We start from the raw sequence: 17,363 nt of genomic DNA, 5'->3' as shown, positions 1-17,363 counted from the left end.
TGCAGGTCAGTCAGGGGCGGTAAGCCCTGCCGATCGGCGGAGCGCGGTGAGTGCGAGCGCGGCCACCAGCAGCAGCCCGATCCACCATTCCTGCCAGATGCCGTAGCTGAGCATCCCCACCGTGGCGGCGGCGGCCAGCACGCCCGCGCCGGCCGGGCCCGAAGCGGCGGCGGCCGCGCCCAGCCCGAGCATCAGCAGCGCCGCCAGCGCCGCGCCCACCCCGCCCAGCTCCAGCCAGACCTGGATCGGGGCGTTGTGGGTGTGCAGCGGCAGGCGCTGCGCGTCCTTCCGCCCGAACCAGGAGCGCGAGAAGGGGGAGGTGAGGCCGTAGCGGTCCAGCGTCTCGGTGCTGAAGGTGTCCTTGCCGCCAGGGATGGTGCGGGCGGCCTCCCCGCCCCAGCCGAGGACGGGGCGCTCCGCGATGCGGGACAGGGCGAAGTCCCAGATCAGGATGCGGTGCGCGGCGGAGGGCTGCATCGTCTCCAGCGAGGGCAGGCGGGGCAGCATCGCGCCCACGATCAGCGGCGCGGCGAGGAAGCCGATGGCCAGGGCCGCCCCGATCGCGCGGGCGACCCAGGGGCCGAGCCAGGCGGCGGCCCCGGCCGCAAGGAGCCCGGCGACGATGGCGATCTTCGCGGATTCCGCCGGCAGGAGGAATGCGGTGAGCAAGCCGCCCAGCACCAGCGCCGCCCGTGCCGGCCAGGGTGTGCCGCGCATGAACGGGACGACCGGCAGCAGCACCGCGATCGTGGAGACGGCGGGCTTGAGGCTGAAGGAGAGCGTCCCCGGCACGTCCCGCATCCCGCGCAGCGCGGCGCGCAGCGCGCCCCCGACCAGGTGGTCGAGGAGGGCAAGGAGGATGGCAAGGCCGAGGCCCCAGGCCAGGCGGCGCAGGATGACCTCCGCCTCCTCGGGCATGGTGGTGGAAACGGCGGCGCAGGCCGCGGAGCCGACCAGGATGAAGCCGCCCAGCAGGAGCGCCGTGGCCGCGGCGTGCCCCGGCGCCTGGGCCCAGAGGGCGGAGACGAGGCACCAGAGGAGCGGGAGCAGCGCGAGAAGGGCGGTGCGGCCCGGCCGGGGCAGCCCGTGCCCGGTGCGCGCGTGCCCCACCACCACCGCCAGCAGGCCGATGGTGGCGGCCAGGGCGATCCCCCGGAACTGCCCGAAGGCGACGAGGGGTACCACCAGCAGCAGGATCCCCGCGGGCAGGGCCGCCCCCGGCGGGATGCTGGTTCTCGGGACTGGCATTCTCGGCGGCGGCTTCCGGGCGGGTGGTCGGGGGCGGGGGATGAACCACTCCGTGCGGGCGTGCAAGCGGCCAGGAAAGCCTCGGTGGGAGCCTTCCGGGCCGGCCCGCGGAATTGCGGGGCCGGCCCGGGCTCGGTGGCGCCGGGGGGCGGCGCTGCCGCGCCGGTGGGGGGATGCGCCCCGCCGGCGGATCGGAATGGCCCCTCTCGGGGCAGGCCCGCTTCGTCAGGCGGGAAAGGGCCGGTGGCGCCCCGCCCTCGGCGGGGCAGGTGGCGTCGCCGCGGGGAGGTACCCGGCCCATCCATCCGGGGCCCCGCCCCCGGGTCTCGCTCGACTGAAATGAGAATGACTATTAATATCGAAAAAGGCAAGCCCAGGGTGGCTGTCTCGCCCGGCCGCCATTCTGTAGATTGGAAGCCTCTCGAGAAGGACAAGGAAACGTCGCCGATGCGCCTGGCCCGACGCGCGCTGCTGGGCGGTCTCGCCCTCGGCCCCCTGCTCGCCCGCTCCGCCTTTGCGCAGCCCACCGAGGAGGCCGCCCTGACCCCCATCCTCTTCGTTCACGGCAATGGCGACCACGCGGCGCTGTGGATGACCACCCTCTGGCGCTTCGAGAGCAATGGATGGCCTCGGGAACGCCTGCGCGCACTGGACTTCACCGATCCCCTGGCGCGCGACGACGACGCCGTGCCGCAGCCCCTGCGCTCCTCCTCGGACCAGGCCTGGAGCGAGCTGGCGGAAGAGGTGGCGGCCCTGCGCGGGCGCACCGGCGCGGCGCGGGTGGCGTTGGTGGGGAATTCCCGCGGCGGCTATCCCATCCGCAACCATGTCCAGCTGCACGGGGGCGGGGGCGAGGTGTCGCACGCCGTGACCTGCGGCACGCCGAACAACGGCATCTGGGACTGGGACGCGAACGCGAATCGCGAGTTCAGCGCGCGGTCCGCGCTGCTTCGGCGGCTGAACGGGGGGGAGTCCCAGGTGGTGCCGGGCACGGCATTCCTGACCATTCGCTCCGATTCCAACGATCTCTATGCCCAGCCGGATGGCCGCTATCTCGGCCGGCCCGGCACCCCGACGGGGGTGGGCTATGCCAGCCCGGAGCTTCGGGGCGCGACCAATGTGGTGCTGCCCGGGGTGGACCACCGCGAGACCGCCTATTCCGCCCGCGCCTTCCGCGAGATGTTCCGCTTCATCGCCGGGCGGGAGCCGGAGCGGCTGGACGTGGTGCCGGAGGAGCGGGTGGTGCTGAACGGCCGCGTTACCGGCACGCCGGGCGGAGTGCAGACCAACCGGCCCGTCGCGGAGGCCATGGTGGAGGTGTACCGGCTGCATCCCGGCACGGGCGAGCGCATGGGCGGGCCGATCCATGCCAAGATGACGGGGGCGGATGGGCTCTGGGGGCCGCTGACGGTCGGGCCACACTGGCTGCTGGAATTCGTGGTGGCCGCGCCGGACCACCCGATCACGCATTCCTACCGCAATCCCTTCCCGCGCTCCTCCGACGTGGTGCATCTGCGCCCGGCCGCGCCGCCCGCGCAGGCGGATCGCGGGGCGGCGGCGCTGGTGCGCTTCAACCGGCCGCGCGGCTATTTCGGAATCCCGCGCGACGCCGTGCTGCTGGACGGGAAGGAGCCCGCGGAGGTGCCGCGCGGCGTGGCGGCGGGCGCCACCGCCACCGCGCGCCTGCCGGCGGAGCGGATCGGCACGCCGGTGGTGGGGCTGTTCAACGAGGAGCGGGTGGTGGCCCGCGCCTGGCCGATGGCGGAGAACCGGATCACAGTGGCCGAGCTGACCTGGTGAGGCCGGGGGGCTAGCCCGCCCCCTTCGACCGGGACCGGCGCCCGGCGGCGCGGGCGAGGATGGCGCGGCGCTCGGTTTCGCTCGCGGAAGGCCAGGCGGCGATCTCGGCGATGCTCCGCCCGCAGCCCAGGCAGACCTTCCCCTCGTCCAGCCGGCACAGGCCGGTGCAGGGCGAAGGGACGGCGGGGTTCCCCTCCGGGCTGCCCTCGCTCAGGGCGTGGTCGCCCTGTCCCGGCGGTCCAGGCCGCGGGCCAGGGCGCGCGACAGGGGCGGGCCGACCAGCACCACGACCAGCATCCGCATGGTCTGCAGTGCCATGACGAAGGACATGTCGGCGCCGCTGGCGGCCCCGATCACGGCGACCGAGTCGATGCCGCCCGGGCTCATCGCGAGATAGGCCGTCAGCGGGTCCAGCCCGAGCAGCTTCGCCAGCCCGAGCGACATGGCGCCGCAGAGCGCGATCAGGACCACGACGGAAAGCAGGATTTTCGGCAGGACCCGCGCCGCCTGGGCCAGGGCGGGGCGGGTGAAGCCGAGGCCGATGTGGCAGCCGATGGCGCCGAAGCCGATGGCGGTCAGCCATTGCGGCAGCTGCAGGTCCAGCAGCCCCGTGGAGTGCAGCGCCGAGCCGACGACGAGCGGCAGGAGGATGGGCCCGGCCGGGATGCGGAGGACCTTGCCGAGCCAGGACCCGCCCAGCGCCAGGACCAGGGCATTGGCGAAGGGCAGGGGCTCGATGGCGGGGAACCAGGGGGCGGGGGGCGGGGGCGCCACGGCCAGCCAGTGGGCGATGACGGCGGCGCTGGCCACCACGCAGGCCACGCGCGTGTACTGCATCAGCGCCACCATGCGGACATCGGCCCCGAAGGCCTCCGCCATCACCACCATGGCGGAGGCGCCGCCGGGGGCGCTGCCCCAGATGGCGGTGGTGCCGGGCAGCACGCGCCAGAAGCTCATCAGCCAGCCCAGCACGCTGCTGGCGGCGAGGGTGGCGAGGACGGCCAGCAGGATCAGCGGCCAGTCGTCCAGGAAGGAGTGCAGGATGCCCGGGGTGACGATGGTGGCGATAAGCGCGCCCACCATGCCCTGCGCCCCCATGTAGAGGGGCCGGGGCAGGCGGAGGGTCGCGCCGGCGACGCTGACGAGGATGCCCGCCAGCATGGGCCCCATCAGGGCCGATCCGGGCAGGCCCGCCGCGCGGAAGCCGAGCGAGAGCAGGGCGGCCAGGGCGACGAGAAGGGTCCACTGGGCCCAGCGGGGCAGCCGTGCGATGCCATGTTCCATGCCGGTGCCCGTATGCTGCATTGCGGAAGGCAGCTTATCAGCTGGGGGAAGGGCCGTCATGGCGGCCTCCCGCCCCGTGCCGCCCTGCGCTATCACCGCCCTTCGCTGAATGGAGGCCCCGGCGCGATGGCAAGCTATGACCTGATCCTGCGCGGCGGCACGCTGGTGCTGCCCTGGGGCGAGGCGCGGGCCGACGTGGCCGTGCGCGCGGGCAAGATCGTCACGATCGGCGACCTGCGGACGGACGAGGCGGCGGAGGTGATCGACTGCGCCGGGCTGCACGTGCTGCCCGGGCTGATCGACCCGCATGTTCACCTGCGCGACCCCGGCGACCCGAATGTGGAAACCATGGGCACGGGCACCAAGGGCGCCGTGCTGGGCGGGCTGACGGCGGTGTTCGACATGCCGAACACCCAGCCCTCCATTACCAGCCGGGAGCAGCTGGACTGGAAGCGCGGGCACATCCGCGAGACGGCCTACTGCGATGTCGGCATGTATGTCGGCGGGGCGCGGAGCAATGTGGGCGAGCTCGGTACGCTGGAGCGCGAGCCGAACGTCTGCGCCATCAAGGTCTTTGCGGGTTCCTCCACCGGCGACCTGATGATCGAGGACGACGAGACGCTGGAGCGCGTGATGCGCAACGGCGGCCGCCGCATCGCCTACCACTCCGAGGACGAGTACCGGCTGCAGCAGCGCAAGCCGATGTTCGCCGCCGGCGGGCCCCATAGGCTGCACATGGAGTGGCGCGACGTGGAGTGCGCCTTCCTCGGCACGCGGCGCCTGATGGCGCTGGCGCGCAAGACGAATCGCCCCGCGCACATCCTGCACGTCTCCACCGCGGAAGAGCTGGAGTACATGAAGGACTTCCGTGACGTGGGCACGGTGGAGGTGCTGCTGAACCACCTGACGCAGTGGGCACCGGACGCCTACGACGCGCTGGGCGGCTACGCCGTGATGAATCCGCCCATCCGCGACAAGCGCCACTACGACGCCGCCTGGGCGGCGGTGGCGGACGGCACGGTGGACACGGTGGGCAGCGACCACGCGCCGCACAGCAAGGAGGCGAAGGAGCGGCCCTGGCCGGCCACTGCCGCCGGGCTAACGGGCGTGCAGACCATCGTGCCGCTGATGCTGAACCATGTGTCGGAGGGGCGGCTCTCCCTCTCTCGCCTGACGGACCTGATGGCGGCGGGGCCGGCGCGGGTCTACGGCGCGATCGGCAAGGGGCGCCTGGCCGCGGGCTACGACGCGGACTTCACCGTGGTGGACATGGGCAAGTCCCGGACGATCGAGCTCGACTGGCTCGTCGCCCCCTGCGGCTGGAGCCCCTTCGCCGGGGCGCGCTGCCAGGGCTGGCCGGTGATGACCGTGATTCGCGGCCGCGCCGTGATGCGGGAGGATGAGGTGATCGGAGTGCCCTCCGGCGAGCCCGTGCGCTTCGACGGGACGCGGGTGGAATAGGATAGGTTAAGCCGCCCGATGTATTCCCTGTCATGTCGCGGAACTGTGCATCGAGCGGCCGCGACGGAGCGTTGACGCGCCGCCAGGGTGCAGTGTCGTCTCCCCTGTCGGAACGGGGGAGTCGATGGTGGGGATGGGCGAGGTTGGACTGACTCCGCGGCCAGCGGCCCCCTGAGCCGCTGACGCGCCCCCGCGTGCAGATCTTCCCACCCTATGCCGACACCATCGCCCGCGCGGCGTTGCTGGCCACTGCCGGCGCGCTGCTGGGCGGGCTGGGCCTGCTGATCGTGCTGCCCTTCACCGCGCATGTCACGCGGCAGGACATCACGGTGGAGCAGCCGATCCAGTTCAGCCACGAGCATCACGCGGGTGGGCTGGGGATCGATTGCCGCTACTGCCACACCTCGGTCGAGCAGTCGCGCTTCGCGGGCATCCCGCCGACCGAGACCTGCATGACCTGCCACTCGCAGATCTGGACCAACGCCGCGATGCTGGCGCCCGTGCGGCGGTCGCTCGCAGAGGGCGACCCGATTCGCTGGCAGCGTGTGCACCGGCTGCCGGACTATGTCTATTTCGACCACAGCGTGCACGTGGCGAAAGGCGTGGGCTGCTCCACCTGCCACGGCGCGGTGCAGCGCATGCAGCAGATCCGGCAAGTGGCGCCGCTGACCATGGGCTGGTGCCTGGACTGCCACCGCGACCCCGCGCCAAACCTGCGGCCGAAAGAAGCGATCTACGACATGGACTGGAGCGCGCCTGCGAACCAACGCCAGCAGGGGCAGAAGCTGATCCATGACTACCTGATCCGCACCGAAGGCCTCATCGACTGCTCGCGGTGTCATCGATGAACGCGCCGCCTCTCACCCGCCGCCAGGCCGCGCTGGCGCTGCTGGCCTCCGCCGTCAGCCTCACCTCCTGCGACAAGCCGGAGGAGGAGATCGTCCCCTATGTCGAGCAGCCCGACCGCGTGGTGCCGGGCGTGCCAATGCGCTTCGCCACCACGTTGACGCTGAACGGCTACGGGCGCGGCGTGATCGCCACCTGCTTTGAGGGCCGGCCGGTGAAGCTGGAGGGCAATGCCGCGCATCCCGCGAGCCTCGGCGGGACGGACGTGTTCCTGGAAGCGGCGATCCTCTCCCTCTACGACCCCGACCGCTCCCGCGCGGTGCGGCAAGGGCTGCGGATCGGGGCGCTGGAGAACTTCGTCTCGGCGCTGGAGCCGCGGCTGCGCGGTCTGGAGGCGCGGGGCGGGGAGGGGCTGCGAATCCTGACGGGGAACATCACCTCGCCCACGCTGCTGCGGTTGATCGGGGCGGTGAAGGGGCGCTTCCCGGCGATGCGCTGGCACACGCACGAAGCGCTGGGAGAGGAGAACGCGCGCGCGGGCGCGGCAATGGCCTTGGGGCGGCCGCTCTCCACCCTGCCGCGGCTAGATCGCGCGGCTGTCGTGGTGGCGCTGGATGCCGATCCGCTGGGGCCGGGGCCGGACCAGCCCCGCCACGCGCGGGGCTTCGCGGCGCGGCGGCAGGCGCGGAAGGCCGCTGCGGAAGGCTTCTCCCGCCTCTACGCCGCCGAGCCGGTGATGAGCCTGACGGGCGCCAAGGCCGACCACCGCCTGCCCGCACGGCCGGAGGAGATCGCGGCGGTTGCCTCGGCGCTGGCGGCGCGGCTGGGTTTGGACGTGCCCGCGCCCGAACTGCCCGGGCCGGCGCGCGGCTTCGTGGAAATGGCGGTGGCCGATCTGGCCGCGCATCCCGGTGAGGCGCTGGTGCTGGCCGGGCCGTGGCTGCCGCCGGAGGTGCAGGCGCTGGTGCATGCGGTGAACGCGCGCCTCAACGCGCCCGTGGAGTACCGGGAGCCGCCTGCGGAGGCGCCGGAGCCGCTCTCGGTGCTGGTGGAGGACCTGCGCTTCGGGCGAGTGGACACGCTGGTGGTGATCGGCGCGAACCCGGCGCATGACAGCCCGGCGGCGCTCGGCTTCGCCGAGGCGCTCGGGCGTTCCCAGGCCTTCACCGTGCATCTCGGGCCTTACTTCGACGAGACGGCGGCGCTGTGCCGTTGGCACCTGCCGGAGACGCATGTCCTGGAGGGCTGGGGCGATGCGCGGGCGACGGATGGCACGGCTTCCGTCACCCAGCCGCTGATCCGGCCGATCTACGACACGCGCTCCGCCATCTGGCTGTTGAACCTGTTGCTGGGCGACCGTGACACGGGCGACCGGGACGCCGTGCGCGCCACCTGGTCCGCCGGGCGCCCCTCGGGCGAGTTCGAGACGTGGTGGCGGCGCGTGCTGCACGATGGCGTCGTGGAGGGGAGTGCCGCGCCGACGGTGGCGCCGCCCGAGCCGCGCCTGCCGCCCCCGCGCGCGGCCACGCCGGGCTTCACCCTGCTGTTCCGCCCCGATCCCTCCGTGTGGGACGGGCGCTACGCCAACAATGCCTGGTTGCAGGAATGCCCGAAGCCGATCCTCAAGCAGGTCTGGGGCAATGCCGTGCAGATCGCGCCGGAGGAGGCGCGCGCCCTGGGGCTGAGCGCGGGCGACGTGTCCCGCCTGCGGCTGGACGGGCGCGTGGTGGAGGCCACGGTGCTTCTCCAGGGTGGGATGGCGCGCGGGGTGGCGGCGATCACCCTCGGCTATGGCCGCCGCCGGGCCGGGGCGATCGGGGATGGCCTGGGGACGGACGCCTACGCGCTGCGCCCGGCCGATGGCGCCTGGTCCGCGACGGGGCTGGTGCTGGAGGCGACGGGGCGAACGGCGGAGATCCTACGGCCGCAGGACGCGCACCGGATCGAGGCGGACGAGGCCGATCTTTTCCCGAGCCTGGAACTGGCCGAGTTCCGGAAGAAGGCAGAGGGGCCGCCGCACGAGGAGGAGAAGCTCCCGACCTTCTACGAGCCGAAGAACGGCGACACCTATGCCTGGGCCATGGTGATCGACAGCACGCTCTGCATCGGCTGCAACGCCTGCGTCATCGCCTGCCAGAGCGAGAACAACGTGCCGGTCGTGGGGCCGGATGAGATTTCGCGCGGGCGCGACATGCACTGGCTGCGGATCGACACCTATGAGTTGGGACCGGAGGAGAACCCGCGTCCGGGCTTCCAGCCCGTGCCCTGCATGCACTGCGAGACGGCGCCCTGCGAGCCCGTCTGCCCCGTTGCCGCCTCGGTGCATGATTCCGAGGGGCTGAACGTGCAGGTCTACAACCGCTGCGTCGGCACGCGCTTCTGTCAGGCGAACTGCCCCTACAAGGTGCGGCACTTCAACTACCGCGGCTACGCGGACGGGCAGGAATACGCCAACCTTGGTGCGCCAAGCATCGCGGCCCAGCGCAACCCGGAGGTGACGGTGCGCGCGCGCGGCGTGATGGAGAAGTGCACCTACTGCACCCAGCGCATCTCCGCCGCCCGCCGCGCGGCGGAGAAGGAGGGGCGCGCGATCCAGGAAGGCGAGGTGGCGACGGCCTGCCAATCCGCCTGCCCCTCCCGCGCCATCTCCTTCGGGGACAAGCGGAACCCGGGGTCCACCGTGGCGGCCTTGCGGGAGGAGCCGCAGCACCACGAGCTGCTGGGTCACCTGAACACCCGCCCGCGCACCACCTACCTGGCCGATGTCCGCAACCCCCGGCCGGAAGGAGGGGCGACGTGAGCGGCGCGACGAAAGGGCTGCTGCCGGAGGACGCGACCTACGGCTCCCTCGTCGGGACGGTGGCGGACCCGCTGCTGCGGCGGAAGGTCGGGTGGATCTACTGGAGCTTCTTCGCGGCGGCAGGCCTGGGCACGCTGGTCATGATCGTCTCCATCGCCTGGCTCTTCATCGAAGGCGTGGGCATCTGGGGCGTGAACACCAGCGTGGTCTGGGGCTTCGCCATCGCCAACTTTGTGTGGTGGCTGGGCATCGGGCATGCCGGCACCTTCATCTCGGCGGCGCTGCTGCTGACGCGTCAGCCCTGGCGCGCGGCGATCAACCGCTTCGCGGAGGTGATGACCCTTTTCGCTGGCAGCATCGCCGGGCTGTTCCCCATCCTGCATCTTGGGCGGCCCTACCGGGCCTACTGGCTGCTGCCCTACCCGAATACGATGGACCTCTGGCCGCAGTGGCGCTCCGCCCTGGTCTGGGATTGCGCGGCCATCTCCACCTACCTCATCTTCTCCCTGCTCTTCTGGTGGGTGGGGCTGATCCCCGATCTCGCCACCATCCGGGACCGGGCGCAGAAGCCGTCCGGGCGCTTCGTCTACGGCGCGCTGGCGCTGGGGTGGCGCGGGTCGGCGCGGCACTGGCACCTGCACGACGTGCTCTACCGCACTATGGCCGCCATGGCCTTGCCGCTGGTGGTCTCCGTTCACAGCGTGGTGGGCATGGACTTCGCCGCCAGCCTCATGCCGGGATGGCAGGAGACGATCTTCCCGCCCTACTTCGTCGCCGGCGCGCTGTTCTCAGGCTTCGGCATGGTGGTGGTGGTGGCGGCCCTGATGCGGAGCGGGCTGGGGCTGCAGGACGTGGTCACGCCCCGCCACTTCGACGCGATGGCGAAGATTGTCCTCGCCGGCTCCGTCGCCCTCTGGCTCGCCTATGGCACGGAATGGTTCAACGCCTGGTACAGCGGTGACCCGCTGGAGCGGGCGCATGTGGAGTACCTGTTCACCGGCCCCTATGCGCCGGCCTACCTGCTCCAGCTCTTCTGCAACCTGGTCGCGCCGCAGGTGCTGTGGTTCCCCGCCATGCGGCGGCGGATCTGGGTGGTGGTCGTCGTCACCCTCGTGCTGAACCTCGGCATGTGGCTGGAACGCATCCTCATCATCGTCAACACGCTCACCCACGGGCAGCTTCCCACCACCTGGGGGCTCTACATCCCCACGATCTGGGACTGGATGCTGCTGGGCGGCACCATCGCCTTCTTCGTGCTGCTGTTCCTGTGCTTCGCGCGCCTGCTGCCGGCCGTGGCCATGCACGACCTGGGCAAGCTGCTGCATGAGAGGCGGCAGGGCGAATGAGCGCGCCGATCGTCCTCGCCGAGTTCCGCGACCCCGACACGCTGGTGGAGGCAGCGCGGCGCGCGCGGGCGGCGGGGCTCAAGGGGCTGGACGCCTACACCCCCTTCGCGGTGGAGGGGCTTTCGGATGCGCTGGCCCTGGAGGCGCCGCGGCTGCGCCCGGCCATGCTGGGCGCGGCGGCGCTTGGGGCGGGGTTCGTCTACCTGATGTGCTGGTACAGTGGGGTGATCGATTACCCGCTGAACCTCGGGGCGCGGCCGCTGCACGCCTGGCCGGTCTTCCTCGTCCTCGCCTTTGAGGCGGGGATCCTGGCCGCCACATTCACGGGCATCGCGGGCTTCTTCATCGGCACGGGGCTACCCCGGCTGAACCACCCCGTCTTCGCCGCGCGGGACTTCGACCGGGCGAGCCAGGACCGCTTCTTCCTCTCCGTCTCGGACGAGGCGGCGGATGCGGAGCGGCTGAGGGCGCTGCTGGACGGGCTGGGGCCGATCTCCATCCGGGCGGTGCAGCCGTGATCCGGGTCGCGATCTTCCTGCCGCTTCTGGTGCTGGCTGCCTGCAAGCAGGAGATGAACCAGCAGCGGAAGGAGAACACCTACGCCCGCAGCGAGCTCTCCAAGAACGGCAGCGCCGCGCGGATGCTTCCAGAGGGCGCGGTGGCGCGCGGCGACCTGGAGCGGGACAGGATCGCGGCGAACCCGCCGCCCATCACGGCCGAACTGCTGGAGCGGGGGAGGGAGCGCTACGCCATCGCCTGCGTGCCCTGCCACGGCGCGGCGGGGGATGGGGACGGGATGATCGTGCGGCGCGGCTTCCCGCCGCCGCCCTCCTACCACACGCAAAGGCTCCGGGCCGTGCCGGCGCGCTACTTCTACGACGTGATCACGGACGGCTACGGCGTGATGTACTCCTACGCCGCCCGCGTGCAGCCGGCGGATCGCTGGGCGATCGCGGCCTATATCCGCGCCCTCCAGCTCTCCCGCCACGCCACCCTGGCCGAGGCGCCGGAAGCGGCGGGGAGACTGCCATGAGGCCGCTTCCCTGGCTTCGCGCCCATGCCGGGCACTCGGCGATGGCGGGCGGCGCCGCAGCGCTGCTGCTGGCGGTCTGGGCGCTGCTGGCGCCGGCCCGGGCGCCTCTGGCAGGCTGGCTGGTGGGGCTGGTCTTCTGGATCGGCATCGCGCTCGGCGCACTGGGGCTGCTGGCGGTGCGTGCACTGACGGGCGGGAAATGGGCGGGGTCGCTGCGCCCGGCGCTCGGCCCGGCGGCGGCCAGCCTGCCCTTTTTCCTGCTGGCCTGCCTGCCGCTGCTGTTCGGGCTGCACGCCCTCTATCCCTGGGCCGCCGATCCGGGGGTCGTGCCAGTGGAGGATATTCCCCGCCTCTACCTCAACGCGGACGGCTTCGCCCTGCGTACGCTGCTGGCACTGGCCGGGTGGTCGGTGCTGGGCTGGTGGCTGCTGCGGCGGCCGGGGGCGGTGGCGGGCGGGCTGGGGCTGGCCTTCCACCTCGTCGCCCTCACGCTGATCTCCGTGGACTGGATGCTCTCGCTGGAGCCGCGCTTCTTCTCCACCGCCTTCGGGCTGGCGACCTTCCTGATGCAGCTCCTCGCCGCGCTCGCCTGGGCCGCCGTGCTGCGGCCGGAGAGGGAAGGGGATGATCCCGGGCGCGCGGGGGACCTGGCCGGGCTCCTCTACTCGGCGGCGCTGGGCTCGCTCTACCTGGGCTTCGCGCAGTTCCTGGTCTCCTGGTACGGCAACCTGCCGGAGAAGGCGGCCTGGTTCCTGAAGCGGGAGGAATGGGGCTGGATCTGGCTCCAGGCGCTCGCCCTCGGCCTCGCGGCGGCGCTGCCGCTGGGGGCGATGCTGCTGGGGCGGGTGCGGCGCAGCCCGGCGGCGCTGGCGCGGCTGGGGCCGCCCGTGCTGCTGGGCGTCGCGGCGCACCAAGCCTGGATCGTGGCGCCGGCGGTCGGCCCCTGGGCGCTGCCGGCGGCGGCGCTGGGGCTGGTGGCGGTGGGCGGGCTCTGGGTGGGGCTGACCTACGGTCCGGTGGCGGCGCGGCTGGAGGCGAAGCATGGCCAGGCGTGAGCTGAACGAGCGCCGGCAGCGGGAATCGGTCCGGAGCTGGGTTGTGCTCGGCGTGGGCTTCGGCACCCTCGCCTTCCTCGGACTGACCCTGTTCGGGATCAGCTTCTACGTCCGCTGGATCGGCGCCCCGCCGAACGACCCGCCGCGCCCCGTGCCCTTCCCCGAGCCGCGCCTCCAGGCGGATTCGAGCGCGGACATGGACCAGTTGCGGGGCGAGCAGGCGCGGCAGGTGGAGGGCTACGCCTGGATGGACCGGAATCGCGGCCTGATCCGCATCCCCGTCGGGCGGGCGATGGAGATCCTGGCGGCCCGCGGCGCCGCCGGGCTGGACCCGCTGGAGGCCGCGCCGCCCGAGCCCCTGCCGGTGCGGCCGGAGGCGGTGCGGACCCGGGCGGTTCAGCTTCCCTCGGTGCAGCCCCTTGCGGCGCCGCCCCAAGGGGTGCGGCCATGAGGCGCCTCTTCCTCGCCCTGATGCTGCTGCCGGGTCTTGCGCTGCCCGCCCGCGCTGCGCTGACGGAGGCCGAGTTGGCCGAGACCGGGCTGAACCCGCCGCCCGGCGCCACAATGCCGCTCGATCTGGCCTTGCGGGACGAGACGGGGCGCCCCGCCACCCCCGCCGGGGTGCTGGATGGCCGCCCCGCCGTGCTGGTCCTGGCCGACTACAGCTGCGAGACGCTCTGCGGCACGGCGCTGGGCCTCGCCGCCTCCGCCCTGGCGGAGACGGGGCTGCGCCCGGGGGCGGACTACGCCTTCCTCGTCCTCGGCATCGATGCGCGGGACGGGCCGGAGAGGGCGGCGGCGATGAAGGCCACCTACCTCGCGAGTTTCCCGGAGATCATGGGCGCGGCGCGCTTCCTCACCGGCCCGGCCGCGGTGCTGGAGCGGGCGCAGGCCGCCATCGGCTACCGCGCGCGGCTGGACGTGGCATCCGACCGCTTCGCCCACCCGCTCGCCGCCCTCGTGCTGACGCCCGCCGGCACCGTCTCCCGCGTGCTGCCAGGGCTGGCGCTGGAGCCGGTGGCGCTGGCAGGCGCGGTGCAGGAGGCCGCCTCCGGCGGCGGGGGCGGATTGGTGGAGGCCGGCATCCGGCTGCTCTGCTACGGGCTGGACCCGGCGCGGGGGATCTACAACGCGCTGGTCAAGCGCGGGCTGGCCACGGGCACGGCGGGCACCGCGATCCTGCTGGGCGTCGCGGCGCTGCTGCTGGCGCGGCGGGGACGGCGCGCATGATCCAGTTCTGGCCCGCCACCGCCTCCGACCTCGCGCAGCGGGTGGACGGGCTCACGGGCGTGCTGCTCGCCATCTGCGGGGCGATCCTGCTGCTCGTCGGCTGCCTGCTGCTGGGCTTCTCCATCCGATACCGCCGCGGCTCCACCGCAAAGCGCGGGGCCTTGCCGGAGTTCATCAGCAGGGAGGTAGAGGTGGGCTGGACGGCCGCCACCCTCTTCCTCGCCCTCTTCCTCTTCGCCTGGGCGACGGGGATGGAGCTGCGCGCCAACCCGCCGCAGCCGGACGCGATCGAGGTCCACGTCCTGGCCCGCCAATGGATGTGGAAGACGCGCCACTCCAACGGCGCGCAGGAGATCGACGCGCTGCACGTTCCGCGCGGGGAGCAGGTGCGGCTGCTGATGACCTCGCAGGACGTGATCCATTCCTTCTTCGTCCCCGCCTTCCGCGCCAAGCAGGACGTTCTGCCCGGCCGGCTGACGGAGCTGCGTTTCACCGCGACCCAGACCGGAACCTACGACCTGTTCTGCGCGGAGTTCTGCGGCACGCTGCACGCCCGCATGGGCGGCAAGGTGACGGTGATGGAGCCGGAGGACTTCGCCCGCTGGCTGGCCGCACAGCCGCGCGGCGACGACCTGGCGCGGGAAGGCGCGGCGCTCTTCGTCTCCCTGGGCTGCGCCGGCTGCCACGGGGACCGGCGCGGCGGCAGCGCCACGGTGCGCGCGCCGCGGCTGGAGGGGGTTTACAACAGCCCCGTGCCCCTCTCCGACGGGCGCGTGGTGACGGCGGACGAGGCCTATCTGCGCGATTCCATCCTGCAGCCGAAGCGCGACGTGGTGGCGGGTTTCCCCGATGTCATGCCCTCCTTCGCCGGGCTGGTGCATGAGGAGGAGATGCAGCGCCTGCTGGCCTATCTGCGATCCCTGAAGGACGCGCCGTGAACCACATCGCCCCCGCCCTTCCCGCGCCCGACGCCATCCCGCACGAGGAGCCGAGCTACCTGACGGCGGAGCGCGGCATCGGCTCCTGGCTGCTGACCACGGACCACAAGCGCATCGCCCTGCTCTACATGGCGGCGCTGACGGCCTTCTTCTTCATCGGCGGCGCGGGTGCGGTGGCCATGCGGCTGGAGCTGTTCACGCCGAAGCCGGACGTGCTGACGGCCGATGGCTACAACCGGATGTTCACCCTGCACGGCACGGTGATGATCTGGTTCTTCCTCGTGCCCTCCATTCCCACCACCCTCGGGAACTTCCTGATCCCGCTCATGGTGGGCGCGCGGGACCTGGCCTTTCCCCGGCTGAACCTGCTGAGCTGGTACATCTTCGTCGGCGCGGGGCTCGTGCTGATCTACGCGCTGATCGCGGGCGGGGTGGATACGGGCTGGACCTTCTACACGCCCTTCTCCACCACCTTCTCCAACAGCTACGTGCTGCTGGCGGGGCTGGCGATCATCCTGGCGGGCTTTTCCTCCATCGCCACGGGGGTGAACTTCCTTGCCACCATCCACCTGCTGCGCGCGCCGGGGATGCACTGGTTTCGCCTGCCACTCTTCGCCTGGGCCATCTACGGCACCAGCCTGGTCATGGTGCTGGCGACGCCGGTGCTGACCGCCGTGCTGCTGCTGATCATCGCGGAACGCGGATTCGGCCTGCCGGTCTTCGACCCCGCGCGGGGCGGAGACCCGCTGTTGTTCCAGCACCTGTTCTGGTTCTACAGCCATCCCGCCGTCTACATCATGATCCTGCCGTCCTTCGGGGTGATCAGCGAGATCGTCACCTGCTTCGCCCGCCGCAACGTCTTCGGCTACGACTTCATGGTCTACGCGATCCTCTGGATCGCCATCGCCGGCTTCCTGGTCTGGGGGCACCACATGTTCGTCTCCGGCCAGTCCATCTACGCCAGCCTCGCCTTCTCCTTCCTCTCCTTCGTCATCGCCGTGCCTTCGGCGATCAAGGTGTTCAACTGGACCTTCACCCTCTACCGCGGGCAGATCACCTTCGAGGCGCCGATGCTCTACGCCATCGGCTTCATCGGGCTCTTCACCATCGGCGGGCTGACGGGGCTGTTCCTCGCCTCCATCCCGATCGACGTGCACGTCTCCGATACCTACTACGTCGTCGGGCACTTCCACTTCATCATGGTGGGCGGGGCTGTCAGCGCCTTCTACGGCGGCCTGTCCTTCTGGTGGCCGAAGATCACGGGGCGGAAGTACCCGATGACCTGGGCGCGCTTCGCCGCCATCCTGATGTTCTTCGGCTTCGGCTTCACCTTCTTCCCCATGTTCATCATGGGCTATCTCGGCATGCCCCGCCGGTATCACGTGTACCCGCCGGAGTTCCAGGTCTGGCACGTCATGTCCTCCGCCGGCGCGGTACTGCTGGCGGCGGCCTACCTGCTGCCGATGGGCTACCTCGCCTGGTCGATGATCTGGGGCGAGAAGGCGGAGGACGACCCGTGGAACGCGACAGGTCTGGAATGGAGCACCTCCTCTCCCCCGCCGCGCGACAACTTCCATACCCCGCCCGTGGTGGATGAAGGCCCCTACTTCTACCACCCGGAAGGCGAGGGGCCGGGCGACGACCATCGCGAGCCGCACAGCAACCAGGTGCGCGGGTCGTGAGCGGCGCGCTGCGCGAGCCCTGGCGCAGCCTGCGCCGCCAGAGGGAGGCCGCCGCCTTCGGCACCTGGATCTTCCTGGGCAGCGAGGCGATGCTCTTCGCCGGCCTCATCCTCGCCTTCGCCGTCATGCGGGCGCTGCACCCGGCAGGCTTCATCCTGGCGGGGCGGGAGACGGAGGTGGCACTCGGCACGGCCAACACCGCAATCCTTCTCACCAGCAGCCTGACCATGGCGGTGGCGGCGGAGGCGGCGCGGGCGGATCTGCGGCGGGCGACGCTGTGGGGGATAGGGCTGACGCTGGCGCTCGGCGCCGCCTTCCTGGCGGTGAAGGGCTTCGAGTGGTCCTCCGACCTGGAGAAGCACCTCTTTCCCGGCGAGGGCTTCGCGCTCGCTGAACCCTCGGCGCATATCTTCTTCGCGCTCTACTGGATCATGACGTCGCTGCACGCGATGCACATGCTCGGCGGCATGGGCGTGGTGGCCTGGCTGGGGTGGCAAGCCTGGCGCGGCGACCGGCCGCTGCAGAGCCCGGCCTTCGAGGCGGCAGCGCTCTATTGGCACCTCGTCGATATCGTCTGGATCGTCCTCTATCCGCTCCTCTACCTTGGTGGGCGCGCGCCATGAGGCGGGGCCTGGGGGAG

16 protein-coding genes are annotated in these 17,363 nt (G+C 72.0%); 13 read left to right on the top strand and 3 right to left on the bottom strand.

Annotation, left to right across the window (positions count from 1 at the left end):
- Positions 1-6 precede the first annotated feature (6 nt).
- Entirely contained in the window at positions 7-1,248 is a 1,242-nt protein-coding gene (locus NRP21_RS12860; RefSeq protein ID WP_257716603.1) for an O-antigen ligase family protein, read from the bottom strand.
- A gap of 447 nt (positions 1,249-1,695) precedes the next feature.
- Here NRP21_RS12860 and NRP21_RS12855 point away from each other — a divergent pair, with 447 nt between their 5' ends.
- The gene (locus NRP21_RS12855) at positions 1,696-3,048 is read left to right on the top strand and encodes a hydrolase (RefSeq protein WP_257716602.1); all 1,353 of its coding nucleotides are present in this window, start codon (positions 1,696-1,698) and stop codon (positions 3,046-3,048) included.
- A 10-nt stretch (positions 3,049-3,058) separates the two neighbouring features.
- On the opposite strand, the gene NRP21_RS12850 is transcribed toward NRP21_RS12855, so the two are convergent.
- Together NRP21_RS12850 and NRP21_RS12845 are read right to left on the bottom strand one after the other, a co-directional pair.
- Complete coding sequence (locus tag NRP21_RS12850) at positions 3,059-3,262, bottom strand: DUF1289 domain-containing protein (RefSeq protein WP_257716727.1); 204 nt, start codon at positions 3,260-3,262, stop codon at positions 3,059-3,061.
- Positions 3,259-4,332, bottom strand: a complete 1,074-nt coding sequence (locus NRP21_RS12845; protein ID WP_257716601.1) for an AbrB family transcriptional regulator — start codon at positions 4,330-4,332, stop codon at positions 3,259-3,261. The genes NRP21_RS12850 and NRP21_RS12845 overlap by 4 nt, the downstream gene beginning before the upstream one ends.
- Before the next feature lie 126 nt (positions 4,333-4,458).
- On the opposite strand from NRP21_RS12845, the gene NRP21_RS12840 reads away from it, so the two are divergent.
- From NRP21_RS12840 to NRP21_RS12785, 12 genes are all read left to right on the top strand, one after another.
- Entirely contained in the window at positions 4,459-5,793 is a 1,335-nt protein-coding gene (locus NRP21_RS12840) for a dihydroorotase (protein ID WP_257716600.1), read from the top strand.
- Positions 5,794-5,987: 194 nt separating this feature from the next.
- Positions 5,988-6,641 (top strand): cytochrome c3 family protein, encoded by a 654-nt coding sequence (locus tag NRP21_RS12835; protein ID WP_257716599.1) that lies wholly within the window; start codon positions 5,988-5,990, stop codon positions 6,639-6,641.
- Entirely contained in the window at positions 6,638-9,439 is a 2,802-nt protein-coding gene (locus tag NRP21_RS12830; RefSeq protein ID WP_257716598.1) for a 4Fe-4S dicluster domain-containing protein, read from the top strand. The genes NRP21_RS12835 and NRP21_RS12830 overlap by 4 nt, the downstream gene beginning before the upstream one ends.
- Positions 9,436-10,785, top strand: a complete 1,350-nt coding sequence (gene nrfD, locus NRP21_RS12825; RefSeq protein ID WP_257716597.1) for an NrfD/PsrC family molybdoenzyme membrane anchor subunit — start codon at positions 9,436-9,438, stop codon at positions 10,783-10,785. The genes NRP21_RS12830 and nrfD overlap by 4 nt, the downstream gene beginning before the upstream one ends.
- The gene (locus NRP21_RS12820; protein WP_257716596.1) at positions 10,782-11,303 is read left to right on the top strand and encodes a DUF3341 domain-containing protein; all 522 of its coding nucleotides are present in this window, start codon (positions 10,782-10,784) and stop codon (positions 11,301-11,303) included. The genes nrfD and NRP21_RS12820 overlap by 4 nt, the downstream gene beginning before the upstream one ends.
- A complete protein-coding gene (locus tag NRP21_RS12815; RefSeq protein ID WP_257716595.1) occupies positions 11,300-11,818 on the top strand; it encodes a c-type cytochrome in 519 nt (172 codons plus the stop codon). The genes NRP21_RS12820 and NRP21_RS12815 overlap by 4 nt, the downstream gene beginning before the upstream one ends.
- Positions 11,815-12,873 carry a hypothetical protein gene (locus NRP21_RS12810; protein WP_257716594.1) on the top strand — a complete coding sequence of 353 codons (1,059 nt, stop codon included), beginning with the start codon at positions 11,815-11,817 and terminating at the stop codon, positions 12,871-12,873. The genes NRP21_RS12815 and NRP21_RS12810 overlap by 4 nt, the downstream gene beginning before the upstream one ends.
- On the top strand, positions 12,860-13,324 hold the full coding sequence (locus NRP21_RS12805) for a hypothetical protein (RefSeq protein WP_257716593.1): 465 nt from the start codon (positions 12,860-12,862) through the stop codon (positions 13,322-13,324). Before NRP21_RS12810 ends, NRP21_RS12805 begins: the two co-directional genes overlap by 14 nt.
- Positions 13,321-14,103 carry a thioredoxin domain-containing protein gene (locus NRP21_RS12800; RefSeq protein ID WP_257716592.1) on the top strand — a complete coding sequence of 261 codons (783 nt, stop codon included), beginning with the start codon at positions 13,321-13,323 and terminating at the stop codon, positions 14,101-14,103. The genes NRP21_RS12805 and NRP21_RS12800 overlap by 4 nt, the downstream gene beginning before the upstream one ends.
- Positions 14,100-15,041 (top strand): cytochrome c oxidase subunit II, encoded by a 942-nt coding sequence (gene coxB, locus NRP21_RS12795; protein ID WP_257716591.1) that lies wholly within the window; start codon positions 14,100-14,102, stop codon positions 15,039-15,041. Before NRP21_RS12800 ends, coxB begins: the two co-directional genes overlap by 4 nt.
- Complete coding sequence (locus NRP21_RS12790; protein ID WP_257716590.1) at positions 15,038-16,723, top strand: cytochrome c oxidase subunit I; 1,686 nt, start codon at positions 15,038-15,040, stop codon at positions 16,721-16,723. The genes coxB and NRP21_RS12790 overlap by 4 nt, the downstream gene beginning before the upstream one ends.
- Positions 16,720-17,346: a cytochrome c oxidase subunit 3 gene (locus tag NRP21_RS12785; protein ID WP_257716589.1), complete on the top strand. Its 627-nt coding sequence runs from the start codon at positions 16,720-16,722 to the stop codon at positions 17,344-17,346. Before NRP21_RS12790 ends, NRP21_RS12785 begins: the two co-directional genes overlap by 4 nt.
- The last annotated feature ends 17 nt before the right edge of the window (positions 17,347-17,363 follow it).

This window comes from Roseomonas populi (genome assembly GCF_024594815.1).
Classification (GTDB): domain Bacteria; phylum Pseudomonadota; class Alphaproteobacteria; order Acetobacterales; family Acetobacteraceae; genus Roseomonas; species Roseomonas populi.
This window is presented reverse-complemented; position numbering and strand designations above follow the sequence as displayed.

What these genes read in the sequence shown, in the direction of transcription:
- NRP21_RS12810 (WP_257716594.1), top strand. Translation starts at nt 11,815, where the DNA reads ATGAGGCCGCTTCCCTGGCTTCGCGCCCATGCCGGGCACTCGGCGATG.
- NRP21_RS12805 (WP_257716593.1), top strand. Translation starts at nt 12,860, where the DNA reads ATGGCCAGGCGTGAGCTGAACGAGCGCCGGCAGCGGGAATCGGTCCGG.
- NRP21_RS12840 (WP_257716600.1), top strand. Translation starts at nt 4,459, where the DNA reads ATGGCAAGCTATGACCTGATCCTGCGCGGCGGCACGCTGGTGCTGCCC.
- NRP21_RS12830 (WP_257716598.1), top strand. Translation starts at nt 6,638, where the DNA reads ATGAACGCGCCGCCTCTCACCCGCCGCCAGGCCGCGCTGGCGCTGCTG.
- NRP21_RS12845 (WP_257716601.1), bottom strand. Translation starts at nt 4,332, where the DNA reads ATGGAACATGGCATCGCACGGCTGCCCCGCTGGGCCCAGTGGACCCTT.
- NRP21_RS12855 (WP_257716602.1), top strand. Translation starts at nt 1,696, where the DNA reads ATGCGCCTGGCCCGACGCGCGCTGCTGGGCGGTCTCGCCCTCGGCCCC.
- NRP21_RS12820 (WP_257716596.1), top strand. Translation starts at nt 10,782, where the DNA reads ATGAGCGCGCCGATCGTCCTCGCCGAGTTCCGCGACCCCGACACGCTG.
- NRP21_RS12860 (WP_257716603.1), bottom strand. Translation starts at nt 1,248, where the DNA reads ATGCCAGTCCCGAGAACCAGCATCCCGCCGGGGGCGGCCCTGCCCGCG.
- NRP21_RS12800 (WP_257716592.1), top strand. Translation starts at nt 13,321, where the DNA reads ATGAGGCGCCTCTTCCTCGCCCTGATGCTGCTGCCGGGTCTTGCGCTG.
- coxB (WP_257716591.1), top strand. Translation starts at nt 14,100, where the DNA reads ATGATCCAGTTCTGGCCCGCCACCGCCTCCGACCTCGCGCAGCGGGTG.